The organism is Streptomyces sp. NPDC085866, from assembly GCF_044541035.1.
Classification (GTDB): Bacteria; Actinomycetota; Actinomycetes; order Streptomycetales; family Streptomycetaceae; genus Streptomyces.
Window position 1 is genome coordinate 726,929 of the sequence record NZ_JBITSQ010000002.1, and the last position, 15,137, is coordinate 742,065.

A 15,137-nucleotide genomic window follows, 5' to 3' on the forward strand; every position below is an offset into this window, starting at 1 on the left:
GAAGGTGTCGCTCCGCCAAGATCACGGTATGTACCCGGTCAGCCACCGAACAGCTGGGCCCAGTAGGTGCCCGCCCGGCCGCCGCCGGTGAAGCCGACGCCGATGTGCGTGAAGTCCGGTTTGAGGATGTTCGCGCGGTGGCCCGGGCTGTTCATCCAGCCGTCCACCACCTCGGCGGGGGAGCGCTGTCCGCAGGCGATGTTCTCGCCGATGGTGCGCCGGTGGGAGCCCGCCCTGGCGGCCCGGTCCCAGGGGCGGCTGCCGTCGGGGCAGGTGTGTGCGTAGAAGTCGCGGGCCACCATGTCCGCGCAGTGCGCCTGCGCGGCCCGCGCGAGCGGCGGATCCGCCGCCAGCGGAGCCAGCCCGGCCCTCGCCCGCTCGGCGTTGGTGAGTGCGACGACCTCGGCGACCGTCCGGGACAGCTCGCCCGGCGTCAGGGGCCTGGCCCACACCGCGGTCCAGTACCGGTCGCCCGCGTCGGAGTGGGCCAGGCCGAGATGGGTGAAGCCCGGGTCGAGCAGGGTGTGCCGGGCCTGGCCGGTGTCCAGGCAGTAGGTGACGAACTCGGCCGGGGTGCGTGGCCCGGACACGAGGTGCTCGCCGACGGTGACGTACGCGTATCCGGTGGCCGTGATCCGCTGGTGGACCGAGACGCCGTCCAGGCCCTCGGCGGTGAGCCGACCGGCCGCGGCCATCGCGTCGGAGTGCGCCCGGGCGGCGGAGCCGAGGCGCGGGTCGAGCGCCACCGGTGGTGAGCCGGCCCGGACCCGGGCGGAGTTGACCAGCCCGAGGAAGCCGTCGGCATCCGGACCGGGCCGCGCCTGCGGACCGTCGTCCACGACGTCCACCCCGAAGTCCCGGGCCAGCCCCGCCAGCCCGTCGGCATACCCCTGCCCGATCGCCCGCAGCTTCCAGCCAGGGCCCCGCTGATACAGCTCGGCGAGCAGCAGCACGGTCTCCGGCCCGAGTCTCGGCGGGACGAAGCGGGCCAAAGCGTGCCCGGAACCGTCGGTGACTTCCAGCCGCGGCGCGGGCAACCGCCCAAGAGGCGTGCCCGACTCGGCCGCACTGACGGCGACGGTGACCCGGGTGGCCCCGGCCCTCAGCCGTGCCGGATCGACGTGGAGCGTGTCGCCACGCAGCCGCACCCCAGGCGCACCCGGCTGGTTGTAGAACACGAAGTCCCCGTCCCCGCCGACCTGTCCGCCCCCGTCCGTGACGAGGGCGGACACATCGAAGGACCCGGCAACCCGCAGCACCAGCGCACCGCCCGGCAGGGCCAGATTGCCCCCGGGAGCCAACTCGCTCGTCACATCACAAGGAACGCACGAACGGCCCAGCCGAGTTCCGGCACCTTGCGAGCAAACGGCCAGGTGTCCTGCTCGGGAGGCGCGGGGCTGTTTCGATGTGCGGCTCCGCCGCGCGGGCGCGACCAGCCACACGACCCGCGCCCGGCGACGTGACCCCTACTCCTTCAAATCCCTCTCCGTCACCGCCGAACCGCTCAGTGCCTTCGCCGGCTTGCCGCAGAACGCCGACTCCAACACCCCCGCCAACGTGTTCAGCACCTTCGAGTTGTTGGACGTGTTGGCCACGGCGGTGACGCTCCGCTTCCCGTCCTTCGTGGCGAACGCGTACGTGTAGTACCCCTGCACCGCCCCCGTGTGCCCGTACACCGACACCCCGCACGTCAGATCCCGCCGCCGCAGCCCGAGCCCGTACGCCGTCGTGCTGTTGACCTGGGTGAACCGCTCCATCTCCGCAAGCCGCGCAGCGGACATCAGCTTCCCCCGCAGCAGCGCCGAGTAGAACGTGTTCAGGTCGCGCGCGCTGGAGATGATCGCGCCCGCGCTCTGCGCCCACGACACCGTCTGCGCGGTGGCGTCGACGAGCTGGGCGCCGGCCGTGTCCGGGGTGAGGTACCCGCGCGTGAACCGGCCCGGGATCTTGGTGTCGGGGTGGACGTAGAAGGTGTCGGTCAGCTGCAGCGGCTTGAGGATGCGGTTCTCGTACTCGGTCTTCACGGAGTGCCCGGTGAGCTTCTCGATCAGCATGCCCGCCACGACGAAGTTCGTGTTGGAGTACGAGTACGCGGCGCCGGGCGCGTTGGTGCGGGGCTTCTTCAGGGAGAGCGTGACCAGCTGCTGGTAGGTGTAGACCTTGTTCCGTACCGCCTCGAAGCCGGACACGCTCTGCGCGAACATGTCGTTGCTGTAGTCGTACAGGCCGCTGCGGTGGCTCAGGATGTGCCGGACCGTGATGCCGTCGTCCGGCAGCAGCCTTGGCAGGTAGCGGTTGACCGGGGCGTCCAGGTCCAGCTTGTGCTCGTCGGCCAGCTGCAGCAGGACCACGGCCGAGAAGGACTTGGTGACGCTGCCGATGCGGAAGCGGTCGTCGGTGCTGATGGCCTGCCGTGTGCTGCGGTCGGCGACGCCCCGACTCAGCCGGTACGTACTGCCGTTGTCGTCGATCCGGGCCAGCGCACCGGGCGCGCCCTGGGTCACGGCCGAGCGCAGCACCGCGTCCAGGCCCGTGGTGTCGGGCGCGGGCAGCGCCGCCGGCGTGGGTGCGTCCGCCTGCGCGGTCGCGGCCCGCGCCGGGACCGCGACGAGCGACAGCACGACCGCTCCGAGTACCGCACCCCTGCTCACCCTTGCTGAGACCATCCGGCCCCTCCATCCACGCGGTTTCTGATGCGACATCGGTCACATTCCGGCCTGGGAACCTAGGGGATTCAGGCAACGTCTCCACAGCCGACACACAGTTGGCCGTATCGTGATCACCCTCGCGGCAGGCATTCGTAAAGGATTGTCATAGAAAACCGCGAAATGGATCATTCCGGCTTTACGTGCGCATGACTCATCCGCAAGGGTTACTCCTCGGAGCCCGACCAGCTCCCATGGCGCCCAACAGTGCCATGTCTCAAGGCGGTTGGTGATCCCAGCTGTCTTCGAACGAAGGAACCCTGATCAGATTGCGTAGACCGCACATACGCAGCGTGGCGGTTGCCGTCGCGGTGACGACGGCTGCTACGGGCCTGGCCGGTACGGCCTTCGCGGGTCCCTCCACGGGGGTGGAGCGGTCCGCCGCGTCCGCCGCCTCGACGGCCACGCTGGTGGTGGAGGCGGCGCGTACCGCGGCCTTCGCCCACAACGCGGCGACTGGCGTCTCGAAGGGCGACGAGCTTCACGTCCAGGACGTGATGATCGACCCCGAGGGTGCACGCCACGTCCGCTTCGTCCGTACTCACAACGGAATGCCCGTTCTTGGTGGCGACCTCATCGTCCACCTGAACCGGCAGCTGGCCTACGCGGGTGTCACCCGCGCGGCCGGCAAGTCCGTCAAGCCCGCCACCACCACGGCCAAGCTGACCGCGGGTCAGGCCGCGGCGAAGGCCGCCCAGGTCGCCAAGGGCGACGCGGGCGACGCCGAGCTGGTCGTGGACGCCCGTGGCGGCGCCTCCGCCCTCGCCTACCAGGTGACGGTGACCGACAAGGGTGCCTCCAGCACCGTCGTCATCGACGCCGTCACCGGCAAGGTGCGCAGCAACACGCCCGACGCGGACCAGTTCCTGTCGCCGAAGCTGGTCGACACGCTGCGCAAGCGCGGCGAGACCATCGACCCGGCCACCGGCATCGGCTCCGACGCCACCGCCGGCCTGCTCGGCTCGGGCGCCTCCGGCGCGACGAGCTACCCCTCGACCGCGCACGGCACCGGCAAGACCCTCTTCGTGGGCAACGTCGGTCTGACCACCACGGCGACCTCGCGCGGTCACTACCAGCTCAAGGACCCGACCCGGTACGGCACCGAGACCCGGGACGCCAAGGGCAAGTACACGGAGAGCTTCGGCGCGGGCACGAAGTTCACCAGCACCACCAACGTGTGGGGCAACAACAAGACCAGCAGCCGTGCCAGCGCGGCCGCGGACGCCCAGTACGGCGTGACCAAGACCCTGGACTTCTACAAGAAGACCTTCAACCGCAAGGGCATTGCCAACAACAGCAAGGCCGCCCGCGCGATGGTCCACTGGGGCAACAAGGTCGCCAACGCGTTCTGGGACCCGACCTGCAACTGCATGCTGTACGGCGACGGCGACGGCACGATGTTCAAGAAGCCGCTCGTCGTCCTGGACGTCACCGGTCACGAGCTGACCCACGGCGTCGTGGAGGCCACCGCCAAGCTCGAGCCGACCTACGTCGACTCGGACGGCAACCAGTACGGTGAGCCGGGTTCGCTGAACGAGTCCCTCGCGGACATCTTCGGCTCCAACGTGGAGTTCTACGCGAACAACACGAAGGACACGCCGGACTACCTGATCGGCGAGAAGCTGGGCCTGGACCAGAAGTTCCTGCGCCGTCTCGACCACCCGTCGCTCGACAAGCTCGAGGGCACGATCGACTACTGGTCGCCGGACACGTACTACACCGAGGTCCACGCGGGTTCCGGTGTCTCCTCGCACGCCTACTACCTCCTCGCGGAGGGCAGCGGCAAGAAGACGATCAACGGCGTGAACTACAACTCGCCGACCTACGACGGCTCCACGGTCAAGGGCATCGGCCGCAGCAAGGCCACCGCCATCTTCTACCGTGCGCTGACCCGCTACATGGTCTCCACCACCGACTTCCACCAGGCGCGCATCGCGACGCTGAAGGCGGCCAAGGACCTGTACGGCAGCACCAGCACCGAGTACAAGACGGTGGACAAGGCGTGGGCCGCGGTGAACGTCACCGCCGCCAACACGCCGTCGGCCGCCCACTGACGGACGGCAGCAGCACACCAGCACGACCGGATGCCCCGCCTCGCGCGGGGCATCCGCATGTCCGGAGCCGTGAGCCGGTGCCCGGCCAACTGCCTCCGCAACAACCGCCGTTTCTTTTATTGACAGCGGAAAATAATGGCCATAGGTTCCCGGCCATGCGCTCGACCCCCGCCGCCGAGACGTTCCCGGCCCACACGCCGGCCGCCTCGCAGGTCTTCACGACGGTCCTGTCCCACGGCCCGCTGACCCGCCTGGAGGCGGGCCGCCGTGCGGGGCTGTCCCCGGCCGCCGTCACCAAGGCCGTCCGCCCCCTGCTGGAGGCCGGCTATCTGGTGGAGGGCGCCGACGAGGAGGCCCGCCCCGCCCTCGGCCGGCCCGCCAACCTGGTCCGGGTCAACGGCGAACGGGCCCTGTTCATCGGCGTCAAGGTGACCGGCGACGAGCTGATCGCCGTACTGACCGACCTGTGCTGCCGCATCCGCCTCGCCCGGCGCGTACCCCTGCCGGACCGGGCGACCCGCAAGGTGCTGTCCTCGATCGCGGACCTCGTCCGGGAACTCCTCGGCCACGCCACCGAGTCGGGCGCCCCCGTCCTCGGGCTCGGCATCGCCGTCTCCGGCGATGTCGACCGTGCCGAGGGCGTGGTGCGCTACTCGCCCTTCCTGGAGTGGCGGGACGTGCCCCTCGCCGAACTCGCCGGAACGACCAGCGGGTTGCCGGTCACCGTCGACAACGACGTGCGCGCGCTGACCGTCGCCGAGCAGTGGTTCGGAGCCGGAGCGGGCCTCAGCGACTTCGCCGTGGTCACCGTCGGCGCGGGTATCGGCTGCGGACTCGTGGTCCACGGACGGGTGGTCGCGGGCGCGCACGGCGTGGCGGGGGAGATCGGCCACATCGTCATCGACCCGTCGGGGGCGCCCTGCCACTGCGGCAACCGCGGCTGTGTCGAGGCGATCGCCGGGGACGCCGCCATCGTCGCCCGCATGCGCGAGGTGACGGGCCGTCAAGTCAAGGACAGCGCCGAGGCGGTGGCCCTTGCCCACCAGGGCGTTCCCGGGGCCCGCGAGGTCTATGCGCGGGCCGGAGAGGCCATCGGCCGGGGCATCGCCACCGTGGCCAACCTGCTCGGACCCGAGCGCGTGATCATCTCCGGCGAGGGTCTGGCCGCCTACGACCTCTTCGCCGAGCAGATCCGTGAGGCGTTCACCGCGGCCGCCTTCGGCTCGGCCGCGCAGTGCGACGTTCGGACCCGCCCGCTCCCCTTCGAGGAGTGGGCGCGCGGCGCCGCGGCCGCCGCGATCCAGTCCTTCATCACCTCGACCCCCAGCAGCGGAAAGGGCTGAGCGCCCCGACCCGAACCCACCCAGGAGGTACGGCCCATGTGGTCACCCTCGTATTCCGTCCTGCCCGCACGCGGGCTCAGAGCCGCTGTCGTCCTCGCCCTCACCGCGGGCCTCGCCACCACCGCACCGGCCGCCGCACAGGCCGACACCCGGCCGGCCCTGGCCGCCAAGCCCTACATGGGCTGGTCCAGTTGGAGCATGCAGTCGTCCAAGTACCCCGGTCTCAACCCGGACGGCGACTACAGCTACCTCACCGAGGCGAACGTCCTGAAGCAGACCGACGCCCTCGCCGCCAAGCTGAAGAGATACGGCTACGAGTACGTCAACATCGACGCCGGCTGGTGGCGGGACAGGACCTGGAAGCCCGACTTCGACCAGTACGCCCGGCAGACGCCCGACCCGGTCCGCTTCCCGCACGGCATGAAGGCGGTCGCCGACCACATCCACGCCAAGGGCCTCAAGGCCGGCATCTACCTGCCGGTCGGCCTGGAGAAGGAGGCGTACGGCGACGGCAAGGTGCCGATATGGAACGCCGACGGCTGCACCACCGCCGACATCGTCTACGGAGACCTGCGCACCACCAACGGCTGGGACAGCGCTTACAAGCTCGACTTCGCCAAACCCTGCACCCAGAAGTACGTCGACTCCCAGGCCCAGGCGCTCGCCGACTGGGGCTATGACTTCCTCAAGCTCGACGGCGTCGGCCCCGGTTCCTTCAAGAGCGGCGACAACTACGACAACGTTGCCGACGTGGCCGCCTGGCAGAAGGCCATAGCCGCCACCGGCCGGCCCGTCCACCTGGAGATCTCCTGGTCCCTGGACATCGGGCACGCCGCCGACTGGAAGAAGTACTCCAACGGCTGGCGCGTGGACACCGACGTCGAGTGCTACTGCAACACCCTCGTCAGCTGGGAGAACTCGGTCGACGACCGCTTCGACGACACCCCCGGCTGGACCCGGCACGCCGGACCCGGCGGCTGGAACGACCTCGACTCCCTCGACATCGGCAACGGCGCCATGGACGGCCTGACCAAGGCCGAACGTCAGACCTACGCCACCCTGTGGGCCGTCGCCAAGTCCCCGCTCTACACCGGCGACGACCTGACCAAGCTCGACAGCTACGGCCTCTCCCTGCTGACCAACAAGGAGGTCATCGCCGTCGACCAGGGCGACACGCCGCCCGCCCGGCCGGTCACGCCCTCCGACCCGCAGCAGGTGTGGGCCGCGAAGAACCCCGACGGCAGCCGCACCGTCGCCCTGTTCAACCTCGCCGACTCACCGGCCGCCGTCACCGCCGACTGGTCCGCCCTCGGCTTCACCGGCAAGGCGGGCGTGAGGGACCTGTGGAACCACGAGAACCTCGGCACGTACAAGAACAGAATTACCGAGGCCCTGCCCGCCCACGGCTCCCGCCTGTTCACCGTCACCCCGCACGGCAGCGCCCTGCACACCACCGGCTACGAGGCCGAGTCCGCCGGCAACACCCTCAGCGGCAACGCGTCCGTCGCCGACTGCGCCGCCTGCTCCGGCGGCAAGAAGGTCGGCAACCTCTACCTGGGCGGCAAGCTCCGCTTCGACAACGTCGTCGTCGACAGGCCCGGCACCTACCTGATCAAGGTCGCCTACGTCAGCGGCGACGCGCGCTCGGTGAACGTCTCCGCCAACTCCGGTGGTGCCACCCGCCACAAGTTCCCCTCCACCGGCGACTGGGGCAGCGTCGAGACGGTGAGCGTGCCCGTCACCCTGAAGGCGGGAGCCAACACCCTGACCTTCGACAGCGGTTCGGACTACGCACCGGACATCGACCGCATCGACGTTCCCGTCTCCCCCCGCCTGTGATCGGAGCCCGCCATGGAGAATCCGCCCAGCAGACGCGGCTTCCTCGCCCTCGCCGCGGCCACCGGAGGCCTCGCCTCACTGCCGTCCTTCACCGCGACCGCCGCCCCGCAGCGGCCCACCGCGACTCCCGCGCCCGACCCCCGTCACCAGCTGTGGTGGCGGGCCCCCGCCGACGAGCACTCGCTGATCGAGCAGGGACTGCCCGTCGGCAACGGCCGGCTCGGCGCCCTCGCCACCAACGATCCCGGACGGGACGTCCTGCTCGTCACCGACGCCACCCTGTGGACCGGCGGGCTCAACGACACCCTCGACTCCGACGGCCAGTTCCCCTACGGCCGCGACGACTTCGGATCGCTCACCCTCCTCGCCCGCCTGACCGTCGACATCCCGGACCACGACCTGGGCGCCGTCACCGGCTACCGTCGCACCCTCGATCTCGCCCAGGGCGTGGTGACGACGTCGTACGTCCGCTCCGGAGTGACGTACGAGAGGCAGCTGTTCGCGAGCCGCCCCGACGACGTGGTGGTCCTGCACCTGACCCAGAAGGGCGGCGGCAGCTACACCGGCACCGTGACCCTCGAGGGCACGCACGGCGAGAAGACGGCGAGTGCCACGTCCTTCGCCGGCTCCTTCCGCAACGGACTGCGGTACGCGGCCGCGGTCACCGCGTACGGCAGCGGCGGCACCGTCCGTGTCGACGGCACCCGGGTGACCTTCTCCGGGTGCAAGGATCTGACCGTGGTGGTCAGCGGCGGCACCGACTACGCGCCCGACGCCGCCACCCACTACCGCGACCCCTCCCTCGACCCCGAGTCCCTCGCCCGCACCAAGGTCCACGCGGCCGCCGCCCACCCGGCGGACACGCTGCTGCGCACCCATGTCGCCGACCACCGGGCGCTGTACGGGCGGTTCGACATCCGGCTCGGCACCTCGTCGGACCGGCAACGCGCCCTCGACACCTGGGAGCGGATCAAGGCCCGCGCCCTGGACGACGCGCCGGACCCCGAACTCGAGGCCGCCTACCTGCAGTTCGGCCGCTACCTGATGATCTCCGGTTCCCGCGGCAGCCTGCCGATGGGCCTGCAGGGCCTGTGGCTGGACGGCAACGACCCGGACTGGATGGGCGACTACCACACCGACATCAACATCCAGATGAACTACTGGATGGCCGACCGGGTGGGCCTCTCGCCCTGCTTCGACGCGTTCACCGACTACTGCGTGGCCCAGCTCCCGTCCTGGACCGACCTCACCAGGAGACTCTTCGACGACTCCCGCAACCGCTACCGCAACTCCAGCGGCAGGACCGCCGGCTGGACGGTCGCCATCTCCACCAACCCGTACGGCGGAGGAGGCTGGTGGTGGCACCCCGCGGGCAACGCCTGGCTGTGCAACTCCCTCTGGGAGCACTACGAGTTCACGGCTTCGCGCGCCCATCTGAAGAAGATCTACCCGCTCCTCAAGGGCGCCTGCCAGTTCTGGGAGGCGCGGCTGCTCACCCACACGCTGCCGGACACCGGCCGGGAAGTCCTCATCGCCGACAGTGACTGGTCACCGGAACAGGGCCCGCTCGACGCCAAGGGCATCACCTACGCCCAGGAACTCGTCCGGGCGCTCTTCGGCAACTTCCGCACCGCCGCGGCCGAGCTGGGCCGGGACGCCGGGTACGCCCGTACCGTCGGCGCTCTCCGCGACCGCCTCTACCTCCCGGTCGTCAGCCCGAAGACGGGCTGGCTGGAGGAGTGGATGTCCCCCGACAACCTCGGCGAGACCACGCACCGGCACCTGTCCCCGCTCATCGGCCTCTTCCCCGGCGACCGCATCCGCCCCGACGGCTCCACCCCCGCCGACATCGTTGCCGGCGCCACCGCCCTGCTGACCGCCCGCGGCATGGACAGCTTCGGCTGGGCCAACGCCTGGCGCGCGCTGTGCTGGGCCCGGCTGAAGAACCCCGGCAAGGCCTACCAGCTGATCGTCAACAACCTCCGCCCGTCCACCGGCGGCGGCAACGGCACCGCTCCCAACCTCTTCGACATCTACCAGGTGGAGCAGGGCCGGGGCATCTTCCAGATCGACGCCAACTTCGGCACCCCGGCCGCCGCGGTGGAAATGCTGCTGTACTCCCGCCCCGGCCACCTGGAACTCCTGCCCGCCCTGCCGGACGCCTGGGCCGCCTCCGGGTCGCTGACCGGCGCCGGGGCCCGCGGCGGCTTCGTCGTCGACCTGCACTGGCGGGACGGGAAACCCACCGAGGTGCGGATCCGCAGCATCGGCGGCACCATGACCTCCGTGGGATACGCAGGCACGTCCCGGACGGTCCGCCTGAAGCCCGGCGAGTCCGTCACACTGAAGGACCTCGCGCGGTGACCGGCCGGTTGGGGCGCGTATGCCGGATCGCCGCCGTCCTGCTGGTGGCCGTCGCCTGCCAGTCCGTACCCGCCAGCGCCTCCGGCCCGCTGCCCGAGGCCACCGCCCGGGGCTCCGGAGTCGTCACCTGGGCGGCCGGCGCCGACCGGCTGGGCGAGGGCACGGCCGACAGCGGATACCGGCTGGTCGTGCACACCAGCGTCGGCGGCAGCGACCTGCGCATCCGCCTGTCCAATGCCTTCGGCGACCGCCCGCTGACCCTGGACAGCGTCTACGCCGGCCTGCAGGGCCAGGGCGCCGCGCTCCGGCCGGGCAGCAACCGGCGGCTGACCTTCGGCGGCGCCCGCACGGTCACCGTCCCGGCCGGTGCCGTCGCGTGGAGCGATCCGCTGCCCGGAAAGGTCCCCGCCGCCGTCAACCTGGTCGTCAGCCTCCACACCCCGCAGGCGGGGGGCCCGGCCACCGGCCACGGCATGGCGATGCAGACGTCGTATCTCGCCCGGGGCGACCACACCGCCGAGGCCGGCGCGGCCAACTGGACCGGGACGACCGGATCCTGGTGGTACCTCGACGCCGTCTCCGTACGCCCGCAGAACGCCGCCGCCGGTGCCGTGGCGGTGCTCGGCGACTCCATCACGGACGGCTGGCAGTCCACCACCGACCTCAACCGGCGCTGGCCCGACTACCTGGCCCGGCGCCTCGGCGGAGCCGGTACGGCCGTCCAGGGCGTGGCCGACGAGGGCATCTCCGGCAACAAGGTGCTCGCGGACGGTGCCGGGCAGAGCGCCCTTCACCGGCTGGACCGGGACGTCCTCGCCCTGCCCGGCGTGCGCACCGTCCTCCTCTTCGAGGGGGTGAACGACCTCAAGGCCCACACCGGCGTCACCGCGGCCGACCTGATCGCCGGATACCGCGAGATCGTCCGGCGGGCGCACGCGGCCGGGAAGTGCGTGGTGGGCGCGACCGTCGGCCCGTTCGAGGGCTGGTCCGAATGGGACCCGGCCGCCGAGGCCGTACGCGAGGACGTCAACCGGTTCATCCGCACCAGTGGGGAGTTCGACGCGGTCACCGACTTCGACCGCACGCTGCGCAGCCCCTACGTCCGTGAACGGATCCTGCCCTTCTTCGACAACGGCGACCATCTGCACCCCAACGACAAGGGCATGCAGGCCCTGGCCGACTCCGTCGACCTGGGCAGCCTGGACTGCACCCGCTGACAGCCGGGGCCGACCGGGGCACCCCGACCCGGCCGGCCCGATGCTGTGTCTCCCCGCCGATCCGCCGCCGGTTCAGCGCAGCGTCTCGGCCCAGTCGGCCGGCACCCGGCCCGCCGGTCCGGGTGTCGGCTGGTCGGCCGGATGGCTGACCGGGGGCGCGAGTTCGGGACCGGACTCGTACAGCTCGTTCTTGGCGTAGTTCCAGAACCATCCCTCGCCCGGCTCGAAGCTGCGGATCACCGGATGCCCGGTCTCCCGGTAGTGGCCGGTGGCGTGCTTGGCGGGGGAGTCGTCGCAGCAGCCGATGTGCCCGCAGGTCGCGCACCGGCGCAGGTGGAACCACCAGCCGCCGGCCTCGTCGCACTCCACGCACCCGGTGCCGCTCGGCGCAACGCTCGGGTCGATCGCGGCCTCGTCGCTCATACTGCCTCCTCGGAGGTGGTCGTCAGGGCGGACGTCTCGCCGTCCGGCGCCTCGGCGGTCAGCGGCAGCAGCACCTGGAATCGGGTGTCGCCGGGCACCGACTCGACCTGCAGGGTGCCGTGGTGCTTGTTCACGACGATCCGCCACGAGATGTCGAGGCCGAGACCGGTGCCCTCGCCGACCGGCTTGGTCGTGAAAAACGGATCGAAGATACGGCTCCTGATCTCGGGCGGTACTCCCGGCCCGGTGTCCCGGAACTCCACCAGCAACCGCTCGTTGTCCAGCGCGGTCCGCACGGTCAACGTGCCTTCCCCGCCCGCGCCGTTGATGGCGCACACCGCGTTGTCGACGAGGTTCGTCCACACCTGGTTCAGCTCCGCCGGGTAGCCGGGGACCGGCGGGAGCGTACGGTCGTACTCCTTGACCACCCGGATGCGCGAGCCGATCTTGCCGGACAGCATCAGCAGCGTGCTGTCGAGGAGTTCGTGCACGTCCACCACCCGGTAGGGCGCCCGGTCCAGCTGCGAGTACTGCTTGGCCGCGTCGACCAGGTGCGAGATGCGAGTGGTGGAGTCCTCGATCTCGGTCATCAACAGCTCGGTCTCGATGGTGTAGTTGAGCCAGCCGATCGCCCCGGGCAGGATCTCCTCGTCCACGGCCGCGGCGACCTGCTCCAGCCAGTCGATGTCGAGCCCGGCCTGCACGAAGGTCGGCGCCAGCTGCCAGCCGTAGTCGAGGCCGTGGTCCTCCAGCCACTCCGTGAGCATGTCCTCCCGGTCGGAGGCCTCCAGCGGGCTGAGTGCCGGAGCCTTGGCGACACGCTCGGCGGTGCGCTCCTGGATCTCGATCAGACTCGCCAACGCGTCCCGGGAGAACGGGCCTTCGGCGATGACCGCGAGCTTGTGCCGCATCTTCGCGACCCGCTCCCGCAGGGTCGACGTGGCCCGGACGGCCGCCGCTGCCGGGTTGTTCAGCTCGTGCGTGAGGCCGGCCGACAGAGAGCCGAGCGCCAGCAGCCGCTCCCGCTGCCCGACGGTGGCCTGGAGGTTCTTCGAACCGAAGAAGAGTCCCTCCAGCAGGTGCACGGCCATCGGGAACCACTCGCTCATGATGGCCGCGAAGGTGTCCGCCGGCAGTACGAAGAACCGCGTCGGCTCCGTCACCCGCATCGAGTTGTTGTACGCCTGCCGCACCCGGTCACCCAGGTACGCCTGCATGGCGCCCGCGTACACCCCGCGCTGCGAGGTGCGGGTGACCTCCACGTCGTCGCCGCCGACGCGCCGCGAGAGCACGACCGTGCCCTCGATCATCGCGAAGAAGCAGGTGGCGGGGTCACCCTCGGTGTACACCGGGCCCGGCTGGAACAGCTCCACCCGGCCCTCGCTGCACAGTCGGCCCAACTGCTCCGGCGTCAGCTTCTCGAAGAGGAACAGGGAGCCGATCTCCCTCGGGCTGCACGGCATCAACTGCCCGCTCATGACTGCTCCAGATACCGGTGGACGAGCATCACGGCCATGGCTCCCTCTCCGACGGCGGACGCGACACGCTTGGCGGACTCGGCGCGTGCGTCGCCCGCCACGAACACGCCGGGAATGCTGGTCTCCAGGTGGTACGGCGGCCGGTCCAGCTCCCAGCCGGCCGGCGGCCGCCCGTCGGCGGTCAGATCGGGCCCGGCGAGGATGAAACCGCGCTCGTCGCGCAGCACCGTGTCGCCCAGCCAGTCGGTCAGCGGAGCCGCGCCGATGAACACGAACATCCACTGGGCGTCGACCTGTTCGCTCTCACCGCTCGCCACATGACGCAGCGTCAGCCGCTCCAGACGGTCCGAGCCGTGTGCGGCGTCGACCACCGTGTGACTGCGCACCGAGATGTTCGGGGCCTCGTTGATCTGCTGGATCAGGTAGTACGACATCGACGCCGACAGGTCGGGTCCGCGCACCAGCAGCGTCACCGACTTGGCGAACCTGGACAGGTACATCGCCGCCTGGCCCGCCGAGTTGGCGCCGCCGACGATGTACACGTCGTGCCCCTGGCAGGCGGCCGCCTCGGTCAGCGCGGAGCCGTAGAACACCCCGCAGCCGGTCAGGTCGATGCAGCCCCGGGCCTCCAGCTGCCGGTACTGCACGCCCGTCGCCAGGATGATGCTGTGCGCCGCGATCGCCGAGCCGTCCGCGAACCGGACGATCCGGGCCGCGCCGTTGACCTCCAGTCCCGTCACCTCGCGCGCGGTCAGGATCTCGGCGCCGAACCTGGCCGCCTGCCGCCGCGCCCGGTCGGTGAGCTGGGCACCCGAGACGCCGTCCGGGAAGCCGAGGTAGTTCTCGATCCGGGAGCTCTGCCCGGCCTGCCCGCCGGTCGCCGACCGCTCCACCAGCACGGTCCTGAGCCCCTCCGAGGCGCCGTACACGGCAGCGCCGAGCCCGGCCGGACCGCCGCCGATGACCACGAGGTCGTAGAAGTCGGCCGTGGGCGTCGTCGCCAGGCCCACCCGTGCGGCCAGCTCCGGCGCCTCGGGCTCGACCAGCACCGAGCCGTCCGGGGTGATCACCAGCGGCAGCCGCTGCCCGTCCTGCCCTGCCGCCGCCAGCAGCCGCTGCCCCTCCGGCTCCTCCACCGAGTACCAGCGGTACGGCACCTGGTTGCGGGCCAGGAACTCGCGCACGTCCGACGACCGCGCCGACCACCGGTGCCCCACGACCTTGGTGATGGCCACGGACCGGTAGTCGCTGTGACGCCACGCCTCCAGCAGGTCGTCCAGCACCGGATAGAGCTTCTCCTCCGGCGGGTCCCAGGGCTTGAGCAGATAGTGATCGAGATCGACGACGTTGATCGCGTCGATCGCCGCGCTGGTGTCCGCGTACGCCGTGAGCAGCACGCGCCGCGCCCCCGGATACACGTCCAGCGCCTGTTCCAGGAACTCGATGCCGTTCATCTGCGGCATCCGGTAGTCGGCGAGGATCACGGCCACCAGGTCGCCGCGCAGCTTCAGCTCCCGCAGCGCCTCCAGGGCGGACTCTCCCGACTCGGCGCGCACGATCCGGTACGACTCGCCGTAGCGCCGCCTGAGGTCACGGGCGACGGCGCGGGAGACCCCCGGGTCGTCGTCCACGGTCAGGATGACGGTCCGCGCTGCGTCGGCGGCCTGTGCCATGCGTCTCCCACCCCGAGTGATCGCTTCCACGGGACGGTGGA

Annotated in this window: 10 protein-coding genes; 5 read left to right on the forward strand and 5 right to left on the reverse strand. The window is 70.9% G+C overall.

Annotated features, from left to right (window positions below; all coding sequences use genetic code 11):
- Positions 1 to 38: 38 nt before the first annotated feature.
- Complete coding sequence (locus ACIF83_RS06620; protein WP_398138235.1) at positions 39 to 1,313, reverse strand: CAP domain-containing protein; 1,275 nt, start codon at positions 1,311 to 1,313, stop codon at positions 39 to 41.
- Positions 1,314 to 1,466: 153 nt separating this feature from the next.
- Positions 1,467 to 2,666 carry a serine hydrolase domain-containing protein gene (locus ACIF83_RS06625; protein ID WP_393476722.1) on the reverse strand — a complete coding sequence of 400 codons (1,200 nt, stop codon included), beginning with the start codon at positions 2,664 to 2,666 and terminating at the stop codon, positions 1,467 to 1,469.
- A 332-nt stretch (positions 2,667 to 2,998) separates the two neighbouring features.
- Here ACIF83_RS06625 and ACIF83_RS06630 point away from each other — a divergent pair, with 332 nt between their 5' ends.
- The 5 genes from ACIF83_RS06630 to ACIF83_RS06650 all read left to right on the forward strand — a co-directional run bounded on the left by ACIF83_RS06630 (position 2,999) and on the right by ACIF83_RS06650 (position 11,522).
- The gene (locus tag ACIF83_RS06630) at positions 2,999 to 4,759 is read left to right on the forward strand and encodes a M4 family metallopeptidase (RefSeq protein ID WP_393476719.1); all 1,761 of its coding nucleotides are present in this window, start codon (positions 2,999 to 3,001) and stop codon (positions 4,757 to 4,759) included.
- 155 nt (positions 4,760 to 4,914) lie between these two features.
- Entirely contained in the window at positions 4,915 to 6,102 is a 1,188-nt protein-coding gene (locus ACIF83_RS06635) for an ROK family protein (protein WP_399723974.1), read from the forward strand.
- 36 nt (positions 6,103 to 6,138) lie between these two features.
- Entirely contained in the window at positions 6,139 to 7,941 is a 1,803-nt protein-coding gene (locus ACIF83_RS06640) for an alpha-galactosidase D (RefSeq protein WP_399723977.1), read from the forward strand.
- Between the two features lie 12 nt (positions 7,942 to 7,953).
- Positions 7,954 to 10,305 (forward strand): glycosyl hydrolase family 95 catalytic domain-containing protein, encoded by a 2,352-nt coding sequence (locus ACIF83_RS06645; protein WP_399723980.1) that lies wholly within the window; start codon positions 7,954 to 7,956, stop codon positions 10,303 to 10,305.
- Positions 10,302 to 11,522, forward strand: a complete 1,221-nt coding sequence (locus tag ACIF83_RS06650; RefSeq protein WP_399723983.1) for an SGNH/GDSL hydrolase family protein — start codon at positions 10,302 to 10,304, stop codon at positions 11,520 to 11,522. Before ACIF83_RS06645 ends, ACIF83_RS06650 begins: the two co-directional genes overlap by 4 nt.
- A 72-nt stretch (positions 11,523 to 11,594) precedes the next feature.
- Here ACIF83_RS06650 and ACIF83_RS06655 read toward each other — a convergent pair whose 3' ends face one another.
- The 3 genes from ACIF83_RS06655 to ACIF83_RS06665 are packed head-to-tail and all read right to left on the reverse strand — an operon-like array spanning position 11,595 to position 15,096.
- Positions 11,595 to 11,945 (reverse strand): UBP-type zinc finger domain-containing protein, encoded by a 351-nt coding sequence (locus tag ACIF83_RS06655; protein ID WP_393476706.1) that lies wholly within the window; start codon positions 11,943 to 11,945, stop codon positions 11,595 to 11,597.
- Positions 11,942 to 13,423, reverse strand: a complete 1,482-nt coding sequence (locus tag ACIF83_RS06660; RefSeq protein ID WP_399723986.1) for an ATP-binding protein — start codon at positions 13,421 to 13,423, stop codon at positions 11,942 to 11,944. Before ACIF83_RS06660 ends, ACIF83_RS06655 begins: the two co-directional genes overlap by 4 nt.
- Positions 13,420 to 15,096, reverse strand: coding sequence for an FAD-dependent oxidoreductase (locus tag ACIF83_RS06665; protein ID WP_398138242.1), 1,677 nt, complete (start codon positions 15,094 to 15,096; stop codon positions 13,420 to 13,422). Before ACIF83_RS06665 ends, ACIF83_RS06660 begins: the two co-directional genes overlap by 4 nt.
- Positions 15,097 to 15,137 lie beyond the last annotated feature (41 nt).